This window comes from Gordonia sp. ABSL11-1, assembly GCF_030315685.1.
Classification (GTDB): Bacteria; Actinomycetota; Actinomycetes; order Mycobacteriales; family Mycobacteriaceae; genus Gordonia.
The window spans coordinates 84,781-105,755 of record NZ_JASXSI010000015.1 but is presented as its reverse complement, the minus strand read 5'-3'; the positions used below and the strand labels follow the sequence as shown (position 1 = coordinate 105,755).

The following is a 20,975-nucleotide window of genomic DNA, read 5'->3' as shown; positions in this document are numbered from 1 at the left end:
GCGGACATCATAATCAGCGCATGAACTCCTACGTGCTGGTCGTCGTGGGGCTGGTCGCGCTGATCGTCGGTGCGGAAGGGCTGGTGCGCGGCGGTTCGGCGATCGCCGCGCGACTGGGCATCTCACCGATGCTGGTCGGCGTGACGGTGGTGTCGATCGGCACGAGCCTTCCGGAACTCGCCGTCGGCATCGACGCCGCGGTGCACGATGCGGGCCCACTGGCCGTCGGCAACATCGCGGGCACCAACATCGTCAACATCCTTCTGATCCTCGGCCTTTCGGCGGCGATGGTGCCGTTGACGCTGGGCAGGCAGACCGTCCGGCTCGATCTGCCGGTGATGGTGGTGAGCGCGCTCTTGCTGTGGGCGCTCGCCGCCAACGGTTCGTTGTCGCGGCTCGACGGCACGATCCTGCTGCTGCTCGCGATCGCCTACACCATCACGGTCGTCCGCGCCGAGATCTCGGCGGACGACGCACCGCTTTCCGAGGTACTCGACACCGCGCCGGTCCCCGACCGGATCGGTTGGCGGATCGTGCAACTCGTCGGCGGGGTGGCCGTGGTCGTCGTCGGCGCCGAGTGGCTGGTGACCGGCGCAGTCGACGTCGCAGGCGATCTCGGTGTCAGCGAGGCCGTCATCGGCCTGACCGTGGTGGCGATCGGGACGTCGGCGCCGGAGCTGGTCACCACGATCATGTCCACCATCCGCGGCGAACGAGACCTCGCGATCGGCAATCTCATCGGGTCGAGTATCTACAACGTGACGTTCATCCTCGGCACGACATCGTTGTTCCGGCCGCTGGAGGTCACCGACGAACTCGTCCGGATCGACCTGCCGCTGATGGCCGCGGTCGCGCTGATCTGTGTGCCGGTGTTCCTCACCGGCCGACGCGTCACGCGGCTCGAGGGGGTGGGGTTCGTCGTCGGGTACGTGGTGTATCTGGTGCTGGTGATCGCGTTGCGTACGTGAGGGTGGGTAACGGTCACCCCTCCACGCGATTGCCCTTGTCGTCCCAGTGTGCGGCGACCTTTTTGCTCGGCTGCACCCGCGGCGGTTCGCCGGGCATCTTCGGATAGCTGGGCGGATACGGCATGTCGCCGAGGCCGTTCGCGTCGTCGCGCTGCACCATCTCCAGCAGCGGTTCGAGACCGCGTCGATGATCGGCGATGTCGGCCATTGGATCTCCGCGTCGCGCAACGAGTCCCGGTACGGTCGCGATGGTGCAGTCGTCGGGGTTCACGTCCGCCAACTCGTCCCAGGTGACCGGGGTCGACACCCGCGCGTTGGGGCTGCGGCGTGCCGAGTAGGGAGAGGCCATCGTGCGGTCGCGGGCATTCTGGTTGTAGTCGATGAAGATCCGCTCACCGCGTTGCTCCTTCCACCAGGACGGGGTGACGCTCTCTGGATCGCGGCGTTCCATCTCACGCGCGATCGCGATCACGGCTCGTCGGCCGGCGATGAAGTCCCACTTGGGTTCGACCGGCACGTAGACGTGGATGCCACGCCCGCCCGATGTCTTCGGGAAACCCTTGTACCCCAACTCGTCCAGCAACGGCGCGAGCACCTCGATCGCGACGCGGCGGACGTCGTCGAAGTCGGTTCCGGGTTGCGGATCGAGGTCGATCCGTAGCTGATCGGGATGATCGTTGTCCGGGTCGATGGTGGGCCAACTGTGAAAGGTGAAGGTGCCCAGGTTCGCACCCCACACGATGTCGGCGGGGATCTGCGGCTTGATCGCGTCACCCGTTCTACCCGAGGGGAACACGATGCGCGTCGACTGCACGTGGTCGGGACGCTTCTTCGCGATGTGCTTCTGATAGATCTCTTCACCGTCGACACCGTCGGGGAATCGCTGCAGGAAGGTCGGCCGATCACGCACGGCGGTCATGATCGCGCCCTGAACGGCGATCTCACGGTAGTAGCCGACGAGATCCCGCTTGCGCCCGCCATTCTCGCCGAGTTCGGGGAAGTAGATCTTGTCGGGATTGCTCAGCCGGACGGCGACTCCGTCGACGTCCAGTTCCTCGGCGGGTGATCGGGATGCCATGTCAGGAGTTCCCTTCCAGCACGTCGTGCAGATCGTAGGTGAGAGGCACCTCGAGTTGGTCGTAGGTGCAGCTCTCGGGATCGCGATCGGGCCTCCACCGCAAGAACTTGACCGTGTGCCGGAACCGATGGTTCTCCATCTGGTCGTAGGCGACCTCGACGACGAGTTCAGGGCGGATCGGGATCCATTCGCCCGACTTCTCCGAGCGCCACCGCGTCGGCTCACCCGGGCTGGGCTTGTCGGGGTCGGTCCGCATGGGCTCGAACATCTCTTGCAGTTCGATGCGTTTGGCGTCGGAGAACGCGCCGGCCCCGCCGACCATGCGGAGCTCGCCGTCGGCGTAGAGCCCGAGAAGCATCGATCCCAGCCCGGTGCCGCTCTTGTGTACGCGGTATCCGAAGACCACGCAGTCAGCGGTCCGCTTGTGCTTGACCTTCACCATCTCCCGCTTGCCCTCGACGTAGGCGCCGTCGAGTCGCTTGCCGACGACACCGTCGAGGCCGGCCCCCTCGAATGCGGTGAACCAGTCGGTGGCGGTGGCGGGGTCCGCCGTCACCCGACTGACCTTCAGGAGTCGTTCGCCGCGGCCGTCCGGGTCGATCGCCTGCAGCAAGGCCTCGCGTCGGACGGGGAACGGTTCACCGGTCACACTCGTCGTGCCCAACGCCAGGGCGTCGAACCCGATGAAGATCGCCGGGGTCTTCTCCGACAGCATGGTGACCCGCGACTCGGCCGGGTGGATGCGCTGCGCGAGGGAGTCCCAGTCGAGCCGGTGCGTGTCGCCGATGAGGGCCGGCACGCCGATCTCGCCGTCGACGACCGCTTTGCCCGGCAGTTCGTCTTTGGCTGCGGCGACGAGCTCGGGAAAGTAGCGGGCCAGATCCTTTCCGCCCCGGGACCCGACGGTGACCTCGTCTCCGTCACGAAAGATCAACGCCCGAAAGCCATCCCATTTCGGCTCGTAGGACCAGACCGGATCGCCGTCCGGCTGATCGGGCACGGCCGTGACGGCCTTGGCGAGCATCGGGGCAACAGGCGGCATCACCGGGAGGTCCACGGGTCTCATGGTACGTCGGGGGTGGGTCTCGGTACGCTCATCCGCACATGGACATCGGACCCGGACTCCCAGCGCCGACGCCGGCGGGACGCTTCGCACCGTCGCCGTCGGGTGAGTTGCACGTCGGGAATCTCCGGACGGCCGTGCTGGCCTGGTTGTTCGCCCGCACCACCGGACGCAGGTTCGGAATCCGGATGGAGGATCTCGATCGGACGGCGGTCGGTGCCGACCAGCAGCAGCTCGCCGACCTCGCCGCGATCGGACTCGACTGGGACCCGCCGGTGATCTATCAGACCGGCCGACAGGAGATCTATCAGTCGGTGATCGACGATCTTCGTGACGCCGGCCGCACATTCGAGTGCTTCTGCACCCGGCGGGAGATCCTCGAGGCGCCGTCGGCGCCGCATGCACCGCAGGGCGCCTATCCGGGGACATGCCGGGATCTCACGCCGGCGCAGCGCGCCGAGCGACGGGCCGCAGGCCGGCCACCCGCGGTGCGCCTGCGTTCGGACACCGACGTGTTCACCGTCGACGACGTGCTGCACGGCAACCACACCGGGGCCGTCGACGACTTCGTCATCCAACGCAATGACGGCACACCGGCATACAACCTCGCCGTCGTCGTCGACGATGCCGCGCAGGGGATCGATCAGGTGGTGCGCGGCGACGATTTGCTGTCGTCGGCTCCGCGGCAGGCCTATCTCGCCACTCTCCTCGGGCACACGCCACCGACCTACGCCCACGTGCCGATGGTGCTGAACTCCGAGCACGTCCGCCTCAGCAAACGTGACGGCGCCGTCACCCTGACCGATCTGGCCGAGCGCGGGGTGACCGCCGACGACGTGCTGTCGCACATGGCATCGTCGCTGGGCCTGGCCGATCGTGGTGAGCCGGTCGACATCGCCATCCTCGTCGAGCGGTTCCGGCCCGCCGCGCTCCCCCGTGATCCGTGGATTCTCACCGACGACGAGTGGTCGTGAGAAGTCGCGAGGCTCCGCGTCGGCACCGTGCGCACCAGGGACACGTCGGGCGTTGCGGCGCCGGTCAGCCGGACGTCGTGGCCAGCAACCTCTCGAGCACGTCGTCGAGCGTGAGCAGACCGAGAACGCGCCCCTCGTCGACGACCGTCGCGACGTGGCCCTTCGATTCACGCATCTCCGACAGCGCCTCGTAGACCGGAACGCTCGACACGAAGGAGAGTGCCGGCCGCATCAGGTCGGCGGCCGTGGTGTCGGGCCCGGCGGCGAGACTGTCGCGGACGTGGACGACACCCTCGATCGCGGTGGCGTCGCCGGAACCGTTGGCGCGCACCAGAAGTCGACGGTGGTTGCTGCGGCGCGAGGCCTCCTGTATCTGATTCGGCGTCGCCGACCGCGGCACCGCGGTCACCGCACCGTGGCCGATCACGTCGCCGACGGTGAGCGACTGGAGTTCCAGTGCACTGGTCAGGTGCGCGTGATAGCGCTCGTCCAGGGTGCCGACAGTTGCGGAGTGCTCGACGAGATGTCGGAGGGCTTCCGAATCCTGGCCGGAGGCAACCTGATCGACGGCCTCGACCCCGACCTTCGCGAGGCACCAGTTGGCAAGTCGGTTGAGCTGCACGATGACCGGCCGGGTGACCCACATGAACGCCCGCATCGGCAACGCGAGCATGGTCGCCGACCGTTCGGGATGGGCGATGGCCCACGACTTCGGCGCCATCTCACCGACCACGAGGTGCAGGAAGGTGACGATGATCAGCGCGAGTACGAAGCCGGCGATGTCGGCGGTCCACAGCGGCAGACCCCAACTCTCGAACACCGGTGTGAGCCAGTGGTGTACAGCAGGTTTGGTGATTGCACCGAGCGCCAGGGTGCACACCGTGATGCCCAGTTGCGATCCGGCCAGCAGCACCGACAGTTCGGACGCGCTGCGCAATGCGGCGCGCGCCGACCGACTCGTGGGTGCGGCGTCCTCGAGACGGTGACGGCGCGCCGCGATCAGTGCGAACTCGACCGCGACGAAGAACGCGCTCGCCGCGATCAGGCCGACGGTCGCGATGACGACGATCCAAGGGTTGCTCATCACGCACCGCCTTCCTCGGTCGCGTCGACGTGCCGTCCGCGACCCGATCGGGCCTCCGACGGCACCGGGGTCATGGTCAGCAGCACCGACGACGGCACGTGCCGGTCGACGGCGAGCACCACGACGCGTACCGACTGCGGGCCGACGGGTTCGTCGTGCGCCAGCAGAGCGGGATCGGGTTCGAGGTCGAACACGACCTCGTCGCCGACGCCGGGCAGTCCGCCGAACTCGTCGATCACCAGGCCGGCGATGGTCTCGTGGTCGTCGTCGGGCAGGTCGTGGCCGATCTCTCGGGATACCTCGTCGAGGTGGGTGTCGCCGCGGATCAGCCAGCCGTCATCGGTGTGCTCGATCGCCTCCGGCGCATCCGGATCGTGTTCGTCGTCGATCTCGCCGACGAGCTCCTCGGCGATGTCCTCGACGGTGACGACCCCGGCGAATCCGCCGTACTCGTCGATCACCACCGCCATCTCGTCGTGCGCCTCCTCGATCTGTGCGATCACCTCGGGGAGCGGCAGCGACGTCGGCACGATGACCGGCCGGCGGCACACGTCGGCGGCGGTCGCAGACGGGTCGGTGGCGGCGGCGGCCGACCACACGAGCAGATCGTGCAGGTGGACGACGCCGACGATCTCGGCGTTGTCGTCGGCCACCGGGTAGCGGGTGTGGCCGGTGCTCATTCTCGTGAGCACCGACGACGCGAGGTCGTCGTCGGCCACGCAGTCCACCCGCGTGCGCGGGATCATCGCGTGACCTGCTGTGCGCGTGGGGAAGTCGAGGATGCGATCCAGCAGCGTCGACAGATCCGCGGGGAGCTCACCGGCGTCGCGCGACTCGGCGACGATGTGTTCGAGGTCGCGTGGGGTGGCAGAGTGTTCGACGTCGTGCACGGGTTCGATGCGCAGCAGCCGGAGCAGCAGGTTCGACGACTTGTCGAACAGCGAGATGAGCCAGCCGAACACCGAGAGGTAGGCGGTCGTCGACCGGGCCAGCCACCGCGCGACCGGTTCGGGCCGGGCGATCGCCAGGTTCTTGGGGAACAGCTCGCCCAGCACCATCTGGATGACGGTGGAGAACAGGATCGCGATGACCGTGCCGATCACGACCCCGGCGGCGACCGGGATCCCGACGTCGCCGAGCAGTTCGCCGACGCCACTACCGATGAGCGGTTCGGCGACGTATCCGACGAGCAGTCCGGTGATGGTGATGCCCAGCTGGGCGCCGGACAGCATGAAGGAGGTGCGGCGGGTGACGGAGAGTGCACGCGCGGCGGCGGCGTCACCGGCCTCGGCCCGAGCGCGTAGACGCGATCGGTCGACCGCCATGTAGGCGAACTCCTGAGCGACGAAATAACCGGTCAGGGCGGTGATGAGGAAAACCACGAGGATACCGGCAGCGATACCGAGGAGGGTCAACACGACGACCTCCGGGCAGCCGCGACGGCGTGGTCGTCAGGCAGGGTGGAGCAGTGGTGGGCAGATCGTCGTCGGCGTTTTCGGCGCTTGGCGCGTCGCATCGTCTCTCTCGGTTCGGGCTCGGGGGTACCCCTTCAGGGTGCCGAGTCGGCGTACTGTTCGCAAACCCAACGAGCCGGACAGGGTTGTGGTTCCCGAATCAGCGACTCGGCGGTACGAAGGCGAGCAACTCGGTTCCGGTGGATGATCTACAGGCGTGACGCTGCGCATCGGCCTGCACGCACTCGAGATCGGCACGGGGGCGAATCGCGACGTCATCGACGCCGCCGCCCGTCGGGCCGAGCACTGGGGTTTCGCGACCCTGTGGTCCCGCGAGCACGTCGTGATGGTCGATGAACAGGCCTCGCGACATCCCTGTACGGCCGACGGGAAGATCGCGGTCCCGGCCGATGCGGACTGGCTGGATCCGACCATCACATTGTCCTTCGCCGCTGCGGCCACCTCGACGATCCGACTCGCGACCGGGGTATGGCTCCTGACCCGAGCACGATCCCGTGATCATGGCCAAGCAACTCGCGTCACTGGACCACCTCAGCGGCGGACGGCTCACCGCGGGTGTCGGGACCGGCTGGTCGCGTGAGGAGTTCGACGCACTCGGTGTGCCGTTCGAGCGCCGCAGCGCCAGGACCGCGCGGTATGTCGAGGCGATGCGCATCCTCTGGCGAGACGATCCGGCGACGTCGCCGACATCGAACCACTCGCCGCGCTCGGCGTGACCGAACTCGTGATCGTGGATGCGCCACCGGCCGGCGCGGGAGAGGCAGTCGAGCGGGTGGATGACCTTGCCGCCGAATGGTTTCGCTGAACTCAGGACCCCGAGCTGCGGGAACTCGCGTAGTACCGGCCCAGGAAGTCGTCGCGGTACTCGATGTAGTTCCCGGCCTCGATGGCGCCGCGGGCACCGTCGACCATCTGCACGATGAACGACACGTTGTGCAGCGTCGCGAGCGTCGCCGCGAGTCCTTCCTTGGCCTTGAACAGATGGTGCAGGTACGCGCGGGTGTACTGCGAGCTGTAGTTCTCCACCTCGGCATCGAGCGGCCGGAAGTCCTTGCGGTACTTGGCATTGGTGACGTTGTACCGGCCGTCGCGCGAGTAGATCGCCCCATTACGGGCGACGCGGGTCGGCGACACGCAGTCGAAGGTGTCGGCGCCATTCTCGATCGCCACGAAGATGTCGTCCGGCTCGCTGATACCGAGCAGATGCTTCGGCTTGTCCTGCGGCAGTTCGTCGTTGACCCAGCCGACGATGGTGCCGAGGTCGTCCTTGGTGAGCGCACCGCCGATCCCGAAGCCGCCGAAACCACGCCCGCCGTCGGCCTGGTCCATCGCGCTCATGGTGACCAGGTCCCGCGCGGCCTTGCGGCGCAGATCCTCGTACTGGGCGCCCTGGATGACACCCCACAGCGACTGTGGCGGACGATGGGTGCGCTCGCGGGTCAGCCGATTGTGTTCGGCGAGACAGCGAATCGCCCACAGCCGAGTGCGTTCCAGCGAATTCTCCTGATACATACGGGTGTTCATCAGGGTGGTCAGTTCGTCGAACGCGAAGATGATGTCGGCGCCCAGCTGATGCTGGATCTGCATCGACACCTCCGGGGTGAACCGGTGGGCTGATCCGTCGAGATGCGACTTGAAGGTGACGCCGTCGTCGTCGACGGCCGAGAGGCGCTCCTTGCCGGCGGCGGTCGCGGCGTCGTTCTGCTCGCCGACGACATCCATCGAGATGACCTTCTTGAACCCGACACCGAGGGACATGACCTGGAATCCCCCGCTGTCGGTGTAGGTGGGTCCGGGCCAGTTCATGAAGGCCCCGAGACCACCGGCTTCGTCGATGATCTCCGGTCCGGGCTGCAGATAGAGGTGATACGCGTTGGCGAGGACCGCCTGCGCACCGAGCTCGGCGACCGATTCGGGCAGGACCGTCTTGACGGTGGCCTTGGTGCCGACCGGCACGAAGGCCGGTGTGTGGATCTGCCCGTGCGGGGTGTCGATGACGCCGGTCCGGCCCCTGGTGCCGGGCAGAGACGCGCCGACGGTGAACGAATGATCAGGGCCGATGGCGGGGTCGTCGGAACTCACGGGTGCATCCTTGCAGGTGGGGGCCTCACCGCCCAAACCTGGACGCCGATCGGACCCGGTACGGTGATGTCCATGTCGCGCAGCCTGCATCGAATCGTGTTCGTTCTCGCCGCCGGGGTGCTGGGCCTCGCACTCGCCGGATGCGGCACCGAACGGGAGTCCGCGCCGTCATCGGGAGCGGCTTCCGGATCGGCGACGACGGTGTCGGAGAACCCGAGCGCATCAGTCGTCGGCGGGCCGAAGCCGGCCTCCCCGACGACCTCCGTCGCCGACGATCACGCCCACACCACCGCGTGCGGGACCACCAAGGGTCCCGACGGGGCCCTGCGCATCCTGATCCTCGGCGGCGACCTGGACTGCGGCACCGCGAAGAAGGTCGCGACGGAGTACGGCCCGAAGATCGCGACCGGAGCACCGCAGCAGGTGGCGGGCTGGGACTGCGGGCCGTCGGAGACCACCGGCATCCTCGCGAGCTGCACCAAGGGCGACCAGGAGTTCGGGCTCGCGCCGTAGGTTCCGCGGTGGAACTCAGGGCGGATTTCCGCCCTTGACCCTGACGCGACGTGAGGCACCACAGTGTCAGATGTGAGCGAGGAAGACCAGCGCACGGTCGGCGCAATCGCGCGGCTCGTCGGGATCAGCGTCCGCACCCTGCACCACTACGACCACATCGGGCTGGTGGTGCCGTCGGGCCGCACGGCGTCGGGCTATCGGAAGTACGACGACGCCGACGTCGAACGGCTGCACCGCGTGCTGACCTACCGTGAGCTGGGCTTCCCACTGGAGCAGATCGCGACCCTGCTCGACGATCCGTCCGTGGATGCGATGGCGCATCTGCGGGATCAGCACGATCTGCTGACCGAACGGATCGATCGCTTGCACCGGATGGTCGCAGCAGTGGAGGAGATGATGAACGCGAAGAAGGACGGCATCCAGCTGACCGCGGTGGAGCAGGCCGAGATCTTCGGCGACGACTGGCCGGGCGACGAGTACGCCGCCGAGGCGCAGGAGCGCTGGGGGGAGACCGACGCGTGGCGACAGAGCCTGGAGCGGACGGCCCGATTCGACAAGGACGACTGGCGCCGGATCAAAGCCGAGGGCGACGCACTCGAGGCGAAGCTGGCCGATGCGATGCGCGCCGGGGTCACCGCCGGTTCACCGGAGGCCGACGCCCTCGCCGAAGAACACCGGGCCGGGATCAACAAGTTCTACGACTGCGGGTACGAGATGCAGATGAATCTCGCCGAGATGTACCTCTCCGACCCGCGATTCACCGCGCACTACGACACGCGGGCGCCGGGACTCGCACAGTTCCTGCGCGACATCATCGTCGCGAACGCCGAGGGGCGAGACGGCTGAGGTCGCCGCCGGCGGACCAGCTCAGCGCTCGAGCAATGCCTCGGCGACACGCTCGAGTGCGGCGACCCGGCTGCCCTTGACGAGCACGGCATCGCCGGACGCGAGGTCGCCGAGTGCGGCGACGGCGCCGTCGACGTCGGGGACGTGGCGGGCGTCCTCGCCGTAGTCGGGTTCGTCGACCGCGATGACATCGACACCGAGTTCACGTGCGCGGGCGGTGATCGCGACGTGCTCGGTCGCCGAGTCGGCACCCAGTTCGGCCATCGTCCCGAGGACCGCGACCCGGCGCGGGGCGTCGAGCGCCGCCAACGACGACAGCGCTGCCGCCATCGACGTCGGATTCGCGTTGTAGGCGTCGTTGATGATGGTCACGCCGCCCGCCGTCGTGGACAGCTCCATCCGCAGTCCGGACAGCGCGGCCCCGAGGAATCCGTCGGCCATGACGTCGACGGGTACGCCCAGCCAGCCGGCCGCGGCCGCCGCGGCGAGCGCGTTCGGCACCTGGTGTTCGCCTCGTGCACCCAACCGGATGTCGGTCTCACCCCACGGGGTGTGCAGCCGGAACGAGGCACGTAACTGGTCGTCGAGGACGACGTCGGCGGCATGCACGTCGGCCGCCGGGGTGAGCCCGAAGGTCAGCACGCCGGCGTCGGTGCGGTCGGCCATGGCCGCCACTCGCGCATGGTCCGCGTTGAGCACCGCGAGGCCGTCGACCGGAAGCGCCTCGACCAGTTCGCCCTTGGCTTGCGCGACGGCGTCGATGTCGCCGAACAACTCCAGATGCACGCCTTCGACGCGGGTGATGATGCCGACGGTGGGCCGGGCGATACCGCACAGCAGATCGATGTGGCCGATGCCGCGGGCGCCCATCTCGACGACGACCGCCTCGGTGTCGTCGGGGGCGTTGGACAGCGTCAGCGGCAGACCCAGCTCGTTGTTGAACGACTTCTCGCTGGCGGTGGTCCGATAGGTCGTGGCGAGCACGCCGGCGAGCAGGTCCTTGGTGGAGGTCTTGCCGACGGAACCCGTAACGCCGACGACGCGATCGGGCAGCCGGTCTCGTATGGCACCGCCGAGATCGGCGAGCGCAGCCGCGGTCTCGGTGACCTCGATCGCGGGTGCGGCGACATCCGGCAGTCGCCCGACCGAGGTCAGGTACGCCGACGCTCCGCCCGCGACCGCCGACGACACGTACTCGTGGCCGTCGCGCGCGGCGACGATCGGCACGAACAGCTGACCCGGGCGGACGCTCCGAGAGTCGATGCCGGCACCGTCGATCGTCACGTCGTCGCCGACCAGCCGCCCGCCGACGGCCTCGGCCACCTCACTCGCCCTCACATGCACACCGCAACGCTACAAGCCCGCCGACCTCGGGCGGCTGCGGTGTCCCCGCTGGCCGTATCGTGTCTGCCATGGCTTCACCCCTGCTGCGTCTGGTCGTCCTCTTCGGTGGGGTGTCCGCAGAACACGACGTCTCCTGTGTCACCGCGGCCCATGTGCTCGCCGCCGCCGACCGCAGCAAGTACGACCTCGTACCCATCGGCATCACCAAGGGCGGCACCTGGCTGCGCAACGACAAGGCGATCGCCGCGCTGACCGAGGGCAGTGCGTTGCCGGATCGGCTCGAAGCCGCCGGCACCGAGATCGAGCCGCTGACCGCGATCCGCGGGGAGGTCGACGGCCCCGATCAACCGGTGACCGTCGTCCTGCCACTGCTGCACGGGCCGCATGGTGAGGACGGCACCATCCAGGGGATGCTCGAACTGTTCAAGGTGCCCTACGTCGGTGCCGGGGTGTTGTCGTCGGCGCTGTGCATGGACAAGGCGATGGCGAAGGTCGTCGCCGAACAGGCCGGCATCCCGCAGTGCCGCTGGATCGAGTTCCGCGACGGCATCGACGACCCGAACACGATCGTCGCCCGCGCCGTCGACGAACTCGGTCTGCCGCTGTTCGTCAAGCCCGCGAATCTCGGGTCGTCGGTCGGCATCTCCAAGGCGCACGATCCGTCCGAACTCGACAAGGCCATCGACATCGCCCTGCGTTACGACGACGTGGTGATCATCGAGGAACATGTCACGGCTCGGGAGGTCGAGGTCGCGGTCCTGGGCAACACGGCACCCGAGGCGTCCGTACCCGGCGAGATCCTCCCCGGCAGTGAGTTCTACGACTACGAGGACAAATACGTCACCGGCGCGGCAACGCTCGTCATCCCGGCCGAACTGCCCGACGACGCCACCCGCGAGGTGCGCTATCTCGCCGCCAAGGCGTTCACCGCGCTGCGCTGCGCCGGGATGGCACGCGTCGACTTCTTCTACGAAGAGGGCGGTCGCGGTTGGCTGTTGAACGAGGTCAACACGATTCCCGGATTCACCCCGGGGTCGATGTACCCGAAACTCTGGGAGGCGACCGGGGTGCGATACCCGGATCTCATCGATCAGCTGGTGACCTTCGCGCTGGAGAACCATCGTCGGCGGGTCGGGTTCTCCACCGATCACTGAGCACAGTTCGACGCAAAGCCTGCCCAACCGGCGTGGTCGTGGGCACGATCGACGAGAATCCGGACACGGTCGGCGAGGCGGGCGGACGATGGCGGGCGATTCTGCACACGGTCGGCGAGGGTGGGACGGTAATGTGCTCGACGTGACAGACCCCGACCGGAGCAACGAGAAACGCTCGCTGCGACCTCGGGAGGGCGGGCCCCGGGACGCCGAGGGGGTCGTGGCCCTGCGGGTTCTGGTCTATTCCGACCATTCCGACACGCGCGCAGCTGTGATCGGCGCCTTGGGGCGCCATCCCGACCCAGCACTGCCCGAGCTCAGTTTCGTCGAGGTCGCGACCGCGCCGATGGTGTTCGCACAGCTCGACGCCGGTGTCATCGACGTGGTCATCCTGGACGGGGAGGCGACCCCCGCGGGCGGCATGGGACTGGCCAAGCAGATGAAGGACGAGGTCGACCCGTGCCCGCCGATCCTGGTGCTCCTCGGCCGGGCCGACGACCGGTGGCTGGCCGACTGGTCACGTGCCGATGCGACCGCGACGCTGCCCGTCGATCCGATCACCTTGTCGACGACTCTCGTCGAGCTGCTGCGCAGCACCGGGCTCTGAGCCGATCTCGTCCGCAACCGCCGAAACACGTGCCCGAAAGCTCGACAAGTCCGTCGGTTCCGCTTGTAGTGTGTGTGTTACAGCTCACATCAGGCCCTACCCTGCGGAGGCCGTCACGCTATGAACGCTTACGTCCCCATCATGGTCCTCGGGGCAATTGCGGTGGCGTTCGCGGTCTTTTCGGTCGGTATCGCTCTCCTCGTCGGACCGAAACGGTACAACCGCGCCAAACTCGAACCCTATGAGTGCGGCATCGAACCACTGACGGAGTCACACGCGCTCTCGTCGTCGGGCGGGCCCGCCGTGATGACGGCGTCACGCCTGGAACGCACGGTTCAGCGCATCCCGGTGAAGTATTACCTGACCGCGATGCTCTTCATCATCTTCGACATCGAGATCGTGTTCCTCTACCCGTGGGCCGTCGCCTTCGACGCCCTCGGATGGTTCGGTCTCGCCGCCATGGCCCTCTTCATCGTCAACGTCTCGGTGGCCTACGCCTACGAGTGGCGGCGCGGAGGACTCAGCTGGGAATGACCACGGTGCTCTCGCGCGCTCGCCGATGAGCACGCGGGGCGACCGCCGCTACACGCAAGGAGGTTCGCGACATGGGACTCGAGGAGAAGCTGCCCAGCGGATTCCTGTTGAGCACTGTCGAAGATCTGGCCGGATTCATGCGCAAGGGCTCGCTGTGGCCGGCCACCTTCGGCCTGGCGTGCTGTGCCATCGAGATGATGGCCACGACGTCCGGGCGCTACGATCTCGCCCGGTTCGGGATGGAGGCGTTCCGGGCCTCACCCCGGCAGGCCGATCTGATGATCGTCGCCGGACGTGTCAGCCAGAAGATGGCACCTGTCCTCCGGCAGATCTACGACCAGATGGTCGAGCCCAAATGGGTGTTGGCCATGGGTGTTTGCGCATCCTCGGGCGGAATGTTCAACAACTACGCGATCGTGCAGGGCGTCGACCACGTGGTGCCGGTCGACATCTACCTGCCGGGCTGTCCGCCACGGCCCGAGATGCTGCTCAACGCCATCCTGAAACTGCACGAGCAGATCGCACAGATGCCGCTGGGCGTGAACCGGGAACAGGCCATCTGGGCGGCCGAACAGGCCGCGCTGCAGTCGAAGCCGACGATCGAGATGAAGGGCCTCCTGCGATGACGGGGTCCGGATCGGGCCCGGAGACCCGCGGGACCGGAGGCGAACTCACCCGGCCCGAACAGACCGGACCCGAGCAGATCGGTGTCCGGAAGGGACTCTTCGGTGTCCACGGAAGCGGCGACACCTCCGGGTACGGCGGACTGATCCAGGCCGTCACCCTCCCCGGGAGTTCGAGTCGCCCCTACGGCGGCTACTTCGACGAGATCGCCGACGAACTGGCGGCCGGACTCGACGAGCAGGCCGCCGCCGGCGCGCCGGCTGCCACCTACGACGACGCGATCGAAAAGGTGGTCGTGTTCCGCGACGAGATGACCCTGCACGTACGCCGCGAACACCTACGCCCCGTCGCACTCACCCTCCGCAACCGCGACACCCTGCGATTCGAATTGTGCCTGGGTGTCAACGGAGTTCACTATCCTGACGACCTGCACCGAGAGCTCCATGCGGTCTATCCGCTGCTGTCGATCACCCACAATCGCCGGGTCCGGCTGGAGGTCACGGTCGCCGACGACGATCCGCACATCCCCAGCCTCTGCGACATCTACCCCACCAACGACTGGCACGAACGCGAGACGTACGACTTCTTCGGCATCATCTTCGACGGACACCGCTCGCTCACCCGCATCGAGATGCCCGACGACTGGCAGGGCCACCCACAGCGCAAGGACTACCCGCTCGGCGGGGTTCCGGTCGAGTACAAGGGAACCCGCATCGCGCCGCCCGATCAACGGAGGTCGTACAACTGATGACCACCACCGGCCACAACACCCCACACGACAACATCCACGCCACGCAGACCTACACCGTCTCCGGCCAGGACTGGGACGACATCGTCACCGCCGTCCGCGAACGGGCTGCGGCGCAGCCCGGCGACGAACGCATCGTCGTCAACATGGGGCCGCAACACCCGTCCACCCACGGAGTGCTGCGGCTGATCCTCGAGATCGAGGGTGAGACGGTCACCGAGGCCCGATGCGGGATCGGCTACCTGCACACCGGGATCGAGAAGAATCTCGAATACCGCAACTGGACGCAGGGCGTCACGTTCGTCACCCGGATGGACTATCTGTCCCCGTTCTACAACGAGACCGCCTACTGCCTCGGGGTCGAGCGCCTGCTCGGCATCACCGACGACATCCCGGAGCGCGCCAGCGTGATCCGCGTGATGCTGATGGAGCTGAACCGCATCTCGTCGCACCTGGTCGCCCTCGCCACCGGCGGGATGGAACTCGGCGCGGTCACCGCGATGTTCCTCGGTTTCCGTGAGCGCGAGATGATCCTCGACGTCTTCGAGTACATCACCGGTCTGCGGATGAATCACGCGTACATCCGGCCCGGCGGTGTCGCACAGGACCTTCCGGACGACGCCGTGGACAAGGTCGGCGAACTCCTCGACATCCTCCCCGCCCGACTCGGCGAACTCGAGGACCTCCTCAACGAGAACTACATCTGGAAGGCACGCACCCAGGGGGTCGGATACCTGGACCTGACCGGGTGTATGGCGCTCGGCATCACCGGACCGGTCCTGCGTTCCACCGGACTGCCACACGACCTGCGTAAGTCCCAACCCTACTGTGGTTACGAGAATTACGACTTCGACGTCATCACCGACACCACCTGCGACTCCTACGGCCGCTACCTGATCCGCGTCAAGGAGATGCGGCAGTCCGTGCGGATTGTCAGGCAATGCCTCGACCGGCTCCGGCCCGGACCGGTGATGATCGACGACCGCAAACTGGCCTGGCCCGCCGACCTCGCGCTCGGCCCGGACGGCCTCGGCAACTCCCCTGAGCACATCGCCGAGATCATGGGCACCTCCATGGAGGCGCTGATCCACCACTTCAAACTGGTCACCGAGGGTCTGCGCGTGCCGGCCGGGCAGTGTTACGTGGCAGTCGAGTCACCGCGCGGCGAGCTCGGTGTGCACATGGTCAGCGACGGCGGCACCCGCCCGTACCGCGTGCACTATCGCGACCCGTCGTTCACCAATCTCCAAGCGGTGGCGGCGATGTGCGAGGGCGGGATGGTCGCCGACGTCATCACCGCCGTCGCCAGTATCGACCCGGTGATGGGAGGGGTGGACCGATGAGCGAACCGGTGTATGTGGAGCTCGGCGCACCGCCGGCCGAGGGCGTCCCGGTCATCGCCCCGGCACCGAACCCCGCGCTCCGCTTCGAGGGGGAGCCCGCCTACCCCGACGACGTCACCGCCCGGCTCGCCGCCGACGCCGACACGATCATCGCGCGCTACCCGCAGTCGAGGTCGGCGCTGCTGCCGCTGCTGCATCTGGTCCAGTCGGAGGACGGCCGGATCACCCGCGCGGGCGTGGGATTCTGTGCGACGCAACTGGGTCTGACCGAGGCGCAGGTGGCCGCGGTGGCGACCTTCTACTCGATGTATCGCCGGTCGCCCACGGGAGAGTACCTCGTCGGCGTGTGCACCAACACGCTGTGCGCGGCGATGGGCGGTGACGAGATCCTCGAGACGCTGCGCGAGCACCTCGGTATCTCTCCCGGAGAGACCACCGCCGACGGCCGGATCACCCTCGAGCACGTCGAGTGCAACGCCGCCTGCGACTTCGCGCCCGTGGTGATGGTCAACTGGGAGTTCTTCGACGACCAGACCCCCGACGGCACTGTGGAACTCGTCGAGGATCTCCGAGCCGGTGTGTCGGTCGAACCGACCCGCGGCACCGGCGGATTGTGCTCGTTCCGGAGGACGGCGCGGGAGCTGGCCGGGCTGGCCCCTTCGAGGCTCGCTCCGCTCGCACCTCAGGGAACAGAACGGGACTCCCGCGCACCTCAGGGAACAGAACGGGACGCTCCCGCCGAGGAGCGAGCAGGTGTCACCCCGACCCCTGAGGAGCGAGCTCGCGAGCGTCACGAAGGGCCCGCCGACGACACCGTCCCAGTCCTCAGCCGCCACTGGGCCGAGCCGGAGTCGTGGACCCTGCGGAACTACGAGTCGCACAACGGATACGTCGCACTCCGAACCGCGTTGCGCACCGCACCCGACGATCTCATCGAGACCGTGAAGGCCTCCGGGCTCCGCGGTCGCGGCGGTGCCGGCTTCCCGGTCGGCATGAAGTGGTCGTTCATCCCGCAGTCCGACGACCCGGACGCCGCACCGCACTACCTCGTCGTCAACGCAGACGAATCCGAACCGGGCACCTGCAAGGACATGCCGCTGATCCTGGCGTCCCCACACTCGCTGGTGGAGGGCGCGATCATCGCCGCGTACGCGATCCGCGCGCATCACGCGTTCATCTACCTGCGTGGTGAGGTCACCTCGGTGCTGCGCCGCTTACGAAGCGCAGTCGGCGAAGCCTACGCGGCGGGCTATCTCGGCACCGACATCCTCGGGTCCGGGTTCGACCTCGACCTCGTCGTCCACGCCGGCGCCGGCGCGTACATCTGCGGCGAGGAGACGGCACTGCTGGACTCACTCGAGGGCAGGCGAGGCCAGCCACGCCTGCGTCCACCCTTCCCCGCGGTCGCCGGGCTCTATGCCAGCCCGACGGTCGTCAACAACGTCGAGTCGATCGCGAGCGTCCCTCCCATCATCCGCAACGGCGTCGACTGGTTCCGGACCATGGGCACCGAGAAGTCGCCGGGCTTCACGCTGTACTCGCTGTCCGGCCACGTGACGCGGCCCGGTCAGTACGAGGCCGTGCTCGGCGTCACCCTGCGCGAACTCCTCGAACGCGCGGGTGGCGTTCGCGCCGGTCACCAGCTCAAGTTCTGGACGCCGGGCGGGTCGTCGACCCCGATCCTCACCGCCGATCATCTCGACGTGCCGCTGGACTACGAAGGCGTCGGCGAGGCCGGATCCATGCTGGGCACCAAGGCATTACAGATCTTCGACGAAACCACCTGCGTGGTCCGCGCGGTGCTGCGCTGGACGGAGTTCTACGCCCACGAGTCGTGCGGCAAATGCACACCGTGCCGCGAGGGCACCTACTGGCTCGTGCAACTGCTGCAGCGCATCGAGGACGGACACGGCACCGCCGCCGACCTCGACACCATCAGCGACGTCACCAACAGCATCGTCGGCAAGTCGTTCTGCGCCCTGGGTGACGGCGCCGGCAGTCCGATCGTGTCCTCGCTCAAGTACTTCCGGGACGAGTATCTCGCCCATTTCGACGGCGGATGCCCGTTCGACCACCACCGGTCGACCGTCTTCGCCGACGACCCGACCACGACGGGAGGTGAGCGGTGACCGCTCTCGACGACGCGCGCACCGCCGACCGGCCGGCGCTGGTGACCGTCACCATCGACGGCACCGAGATCGCCGTGCCGCCGGGCACCCTGGTGATCCGGGCGGCCGAGCTGATCGGCACCCAGATCCCGCGCTTCTGCGACCACCCGCTCCTCGATCCGGTCGGCGCCTGTCGACAATGCCTCGTGGAGGTGGAGGGGCAGCGCAAGCCCCTGGCCTCGTGCACCACGGTCGTCACCGACGGGATGGTGGTGCACACACAACACAGTTCCGAGGTCGCCGAGAAGGCGCAGCGCGGGGTCATGGAACTGTTGCTGATCAACCATCCGCTCGACTGCCCGGTGTGTGACAAGGGCGGCGAGTGTCCCCTGCAGAACCAGGCGATGTCGTCGGGTCGCGGCGAGTCCCGGTTCACCGGTGAGAAGCGCACCTTCACCAAGCCGGTCCCGTTGTCGTCGGAGGTGCTGCTCGACCGCGAGCGGTGCGTGCTGTGCGCGCGCTGCACCCGCTTCGCCGGCCAGGTGGCCGGGGATCCTCTCATCGATCTCGCGGATCGTGGTGCCCTCCAACAGGTGTCCGTGTACCAGGACGAACCGTTCGAATCCTACTTCTCCGGCAACACGGTCCAGATCTGTCCCGTCGGCGCACTGACCAGCACCGCGTACCGCTTCCGGGCGCGCCCGTTCGATCTGGTGTCGTCGCCGAGTGTCTGCGAACACTGCGCGAGTGGCTGCGCCCAGCGCACCGACCATCGGCGCGGAAAGGTGCTGCGCCGCCTGGCCGGGGAGGACCCCGAGGTCAATCAGGAATGGAACTGCGACAAGGGCCGCTGGGCATTCGCCTACGCCACCGCGGCCGACCGGCTGCGCATGCCGATGGTCCGGTGGCCCGACGGCACGGTGCGCGAGGTCTCGTGGGGTCACGCACTGCGCCACGCCGCGGAGGGTCTCGCCGCCGCCCGCGGTCGCGCCGGCGTCCTCACCGGCGGACGACTGACCGCCGAGGATGCCTACGCCTACGGCCGATTCGCGCGGACGGTGCTCGACACCAACGACATCGACTTCCGCGCGCGCCCGCACAGCGCGGAGGAGGCCGAGTTCCTCGCCACCCATGTCGCCGCGCGCCCCGATGACGTCACCTATCGCGAGCTCGACGTAGCACCGGCCGTCCTGCTCGTGGGCTTCGAACCGGAGGAGGAGTCGCCGATCGTCTTCCTGCGGATGCGTCGTGCCGTTCGCACCCGCCGGCAACGGGTCAGCGCCGTCGCGCCGTTCGCGACACCAGGCGTCGTCAAACTCGACGGCACCGTGCTGGCGACCGCACCGGGAGACGAACCCGCGGTGCTGGATTCGGATGCGGCCGCCGACACCGTCGCCGCCCCGGGGTCGGTGATCCTCGTCGGTGAACGATTGGCCGGTGTCGCCGGTGGGTTCAGCGCCGTCCTGCGGCTGGCCGAACGGACCGGGGCGAGGGTCGCCTGGATCCCGCGACGCGCCGGCGAGCGCGGTGCCCTCGAGGTCGGCGCCGCCCCGAATCTGCTGCCCGGCGGACGGCCGGTCGCCGATCTCACCGCGCGAACCGAGATCGCGCTGGCCTGGCACCTCGCCGACCTCCCGAGCACGCCCGGCCGCGACACCACACAGATCCTGGATGCCGCTCTGCGGGAGGATCTCTCCGCACTCCTGATCGCCGGCGTCGAGCTCGACGACCTCCCCGATCCCGCGGCTGCGGCGGACGCTGTCGCCGCGGCGGGATTCGTGGTGAGCCTGGAGATGCGTCGCAGCGCGGTGACCGACCTCGCGGACGTCGTGCTGCCGGTCGCCGCCGCCGCCGAGAAGTCCGGGATGTTCCTCGACTGGGAGGGACGTGCACGACCGTTTTCGACGGCACTGCCGGAGGCGGGCACTCTGGCCGATCACCGGGTGCTCGATGCGCTGGCCAAGCAGATGGGTGTCGACATCCGGTGCCCCGACCCGGCGACGATCCGCGCCGACCTCGAACACATCGGCCCGTGGGACGGTGCCCGCCCTCCGGTCGCCGCCGTGGCGGAGGCGTCCAACAGCCACGGCACCGGCGCGCGGCGCGCGGTCCTGGCCACGTGGCGGATGCTGCTCGACGACGGCCGGCTCCAGGACGGCGAGCCCCACCTTGCCGACACGGCGCGCACCCCGGTCGCGCGGTTGTCGGCCGCGACGGCCGACGGCATCGGCGCCGTCGACGGCACACTCGTCGAGATCGGCTCCGACCGTGGGGCCATCGTCCTGCCGCTGGCGATCACCGACATGGTCGACGGGGTGGTGTGGGTCCCGGCCAACTCGCCCGGCGCCAAGGTCGCCCCGACCCTGCGGGCCGGGGCGGGCGACATCGTCGCGATCGGTGTGGCGACCGGGGCCCGGGAGGTGGTGTGAC

18 protein-coding genes and 1 pseudogene are annotated in these 20,975 nt (G+C 68.2%); 13 read left to right on the top strand and 6 right to left on the bottom strand.

The annotated features are described in order from the left end of the window. The first annotated feature begins 20 nt into the window (after positions 1-20). Positions 21-968 (top strand): calcium/sodium antiporter, encoded by a 948-nt coding sequence (locus tag QSJ19_RS17275; protein ID WP_286322142.1) that lies wholly within the window; start codon positions 21-23, stop codon positions 966-968. A gap of 13 nt (positions 969-981) precedes the next feature. Here QSJ19_RS17275 and QSJ19_RS17270 read toward each other — a convergent pair whose 3' ends face one another. Together QSJ19_RS17270 and QSJ19_RS17265 are read right to left on the bottom strand one after the other, a co-directional pair. Further along, positions 982-2,046: a DNA polymerase domain-containing protein gene (locus tag QSJ19_RS17270; RefSeq protein WP_286322140.1), complete on the bottom strand. Its 1,065-nt coding sequence runs from the start codon at positions 2,044-2,046 to the stop codon at positions 982-984. A gap of 1 nt (position 2,047) precedes the next feature. After that, positions 2,048-3,103 carry an ATP-dependent DNA ligase gene (locus tag QSJ19_RS17265; RefSeq protein ID WP_286322139.1) on the bottom strand — a complete coding sequence of 352 codons (1,056 nt, stop codon included), beginning with the start codon at positions 3,101-3,103 and terminating at the stop codon, positions 2,048-2,050. 47 nt (positions 3,104-3,150) lie between these two features. Between QSJ19_RS17265 and gluQRS the strand changes: the two genes are divergently transcribed. Further along, positions 3,151-4,083 carry a tRNA glutamyl-Q(34) synthetase GluQRS gene (gene gluQRS / locus QSJ19_RS17260; protein WP_286322138.1) on the top strand — a complete coding sequence of 311 codons (933 nt, stop codon included), beginning with the start codon at positions 3,151-3,153 and terminating at the stop codon, positions 4,081-4,083. A 64-nt stretch (positions 4,084-4,147) separates the two neighbouring features. Here the strand turns inward: gluQRS and QSJ19_RS17255 are convergent, their stop codons facing one another. Then, entirely contained in the window at positions 4,148-5,167 is a 1,020-nt protein-coding gene (locus tag QSJ19_RS17255) for a hemolysin family protein (RefSeq protein WP_286322137.1), read from the bottom strand. Then, positions 5,167-6,585 (bottom strand): hemolysin family protein, encoded by a 1,419-nt coding sequence (locus tag QSJ19_RS17250; protein ID WP_286322135.1) that lies wholly within the window; start codon positions 6,583-6,585, stop codon positions 5,167-5,169. Before QSJ19_RS17250 ends, QSJ19_RS17255 begins: the two co-directional genes overlap by 1 nt. Before the next feature lie 259 nt (positions 6,586-6,844). Here QSJ19_RS17250 and QSJ19_RS17245 point away from each other — a divergent pair. After that, positions 6,845-7,322: pseudogene (locus tag QSJ19_RS17245) on the top strand (LLM class flavin-dependent oxidoreductase); the annotation flags it as partial. A gap of 127 nt (positions 7,323-7,449) precedes the next feature. Here the strand turns inward: QSJ19_RS17245 and tgt are convergent. Beyond that, positions 7,450-8,724: a tRNA guanosine(34) transglycosylase Tgt gene (tgt, locus tag QSJ19_RS17240; protein WP_286322133.1), complete on the bottom strand. Its 1,275-nt coding sequence runs from the start codon at positions 8,722-8,724 to the stop codon at positions 7,450-7,452. Positions 8,725-8,796: 72 nt separating this feature from the next. Between tgt and QSJ19_RS17235 the strand changes: the two genes are divergently transcribed. Both QSJ19_RS17235 and QSJ19_RS17230 read left to right on the top strand, forming a co-directional pair. Further along, on the top strand, positions 8,797-9,237 hold the full coding sequence (locus tag QSJ19_RS17235; protein ID WP_286322131.1) for a hypothetical protein: 441 nt from the start codon (positions 8,797-8,799) through the stop codon (positions 9,235-9,237). A gap of 72 nt (positions 9,238-9,309) precedes the next feature. After that, complete coding sequence (locus tag QSJ19_RS17230; RefSeq protein WP_286322129.1) at positions 9,310-10,083, top strand: MerR family transcriptional regulator; 774 nt, start codon at positions 9,310-9,312, stop codon at positions 10,081-10,083. A 21-nt stretch (positions 10,084-10,104) separates the two neighbouring features. Here QSJ19_RS17230 and QSJ19_RS17225 read toward each other — a convergent pair whose 3' ends face one another. Then, complete coding sequence (locus tag QSJ19_RS17225; RefSeq protein WP_286322127.1) at positions 10,105-11,427, bottom strand: UDP-N-acetylmuramoyl-tripeptide--D-alanyl-D-alanine ligase; 1,323 nt, start codon at positions 11,425-11,427, stop codon at positions 10,105-10,107. Between the two features lie 68 nt (positions 11,428-11,495). On the opposite strand from QSJ19_RS17225, the gene QSJ19_RS17220 reads away from it, so the two are divergent. The 8 genes from QSJ19_RS17220 (at position 11,496) to QSJ19_RS17185 (ending at position 20,974) form a co-directional block, all read left to right on the top strand. Beyond that, entirely contained in the window at positions 11,496-12,581 is a 1,086-nt protein-coding gene (locus QSJ19_RS17220; protein WP_286322125.1) for a D-alanine--D-alanine ligase family protein, read from the top strand. A gap of 220 nt (positions 12,582-12,801) precedes the next feature. Continuing rightward, positions 12,802-13,188 carry a DNA-binding transcriptional response regulator gene (locus QSJ19_RS17215; RefSeq protein WP_286322192.1) on the top strand — a complete coding sequence of 129 codons (387 nt, stop codon included), beginning with the start codon at positions 12,802-12,804 and terminating at the stop codon, positions 13,186-13,188. A 120-nt stretch (positions 13,189-13,308) separates the two neighbouring features. Beyond that, positions 13,309-13,722, top strand: a complete 414-nt coding sequence (locus QSJ19_RS17210) for an NADH-quinone oxidoreductase subunit A (RefSeq protein ID WP_286322124.1) — start codon at positions 13,309-13,311, stop codon at positions 13,720-13,722. A 71-nt stretch (positions 13,723-13,793) separates the two neighbouring features. After that, positions 13,794-14,348: a NuoB/complex I 20 kDa subunit family protein gene (locus QSJ19_RS17205; RefSeq protein ID WP_187584396.1), complete on the top strand. Its 555-nt coding sequence runs from the start codon at positions 13,794-13,796 to the stop codon at positions 14,346-14,348. Then, positions 14,345-15,094: an NADH-quinone oxidoreductase subunit C gene (locus tag QSJ19_RS17200; protein ID WP_286322122.1), complete on the top strand. Its 750-nt coding sequence runs from the start codon at positions 14,345-14,347 to the stop codon at positions 15,092-15,094. Before QSJ19_RS17205 ends, QSJ19_RS17200 begins: the two co-directional genes overlap by 4 nt. Then, the gene (gene nuoD, locus QSJ19_RS17195; RefSeq protein WP_286322120.1) at positions 15,094-16,437 is read left to right on the top strand and encodes an NADH dehydrogenase (quinone) subunit D; all 1,344 of its coding nucleotides are present in this window, start codon (positions 15,094-15,096) and stop codon (positions 16,435-16,437) included. Before QSJ19_RS17200 ends, nuoD begins: the two co-directional genes overlap by 1 nt. Continuing rightward, on the top strand, positions 16,434-18,566 hold the full coding sequence (gene nuoF, locus QSJ19_RS17190) for an NADH-quinone oxidoreductase subunit NuoF (protein WP_286322119.1): 2,133 nt from the start codon (positions 16,434-16,436) through the stop codon (positions 18,564-18,566). Before nuoD ends, nuoF begins: the two co-directional genes overlap by 4 nt. After that, on the top strand, positions 18,563-20,974 hold the full coding sequence (locus tag QSJ19_RS17185; RefSeq protein ID WP_286322118.1) for an NADH-quinone oxidoreductase subunit G: 2,412 nt from the start codon (positions 18,563-18,565) through the stop codon (positions 20,972-20,974). Before nuoF ends, QSJ19_RS17185 begins: the two co-directional genes overlap by 4 nt. The last annotated feature ends 1 nt before the right edge of the window (position 20,975 follow it).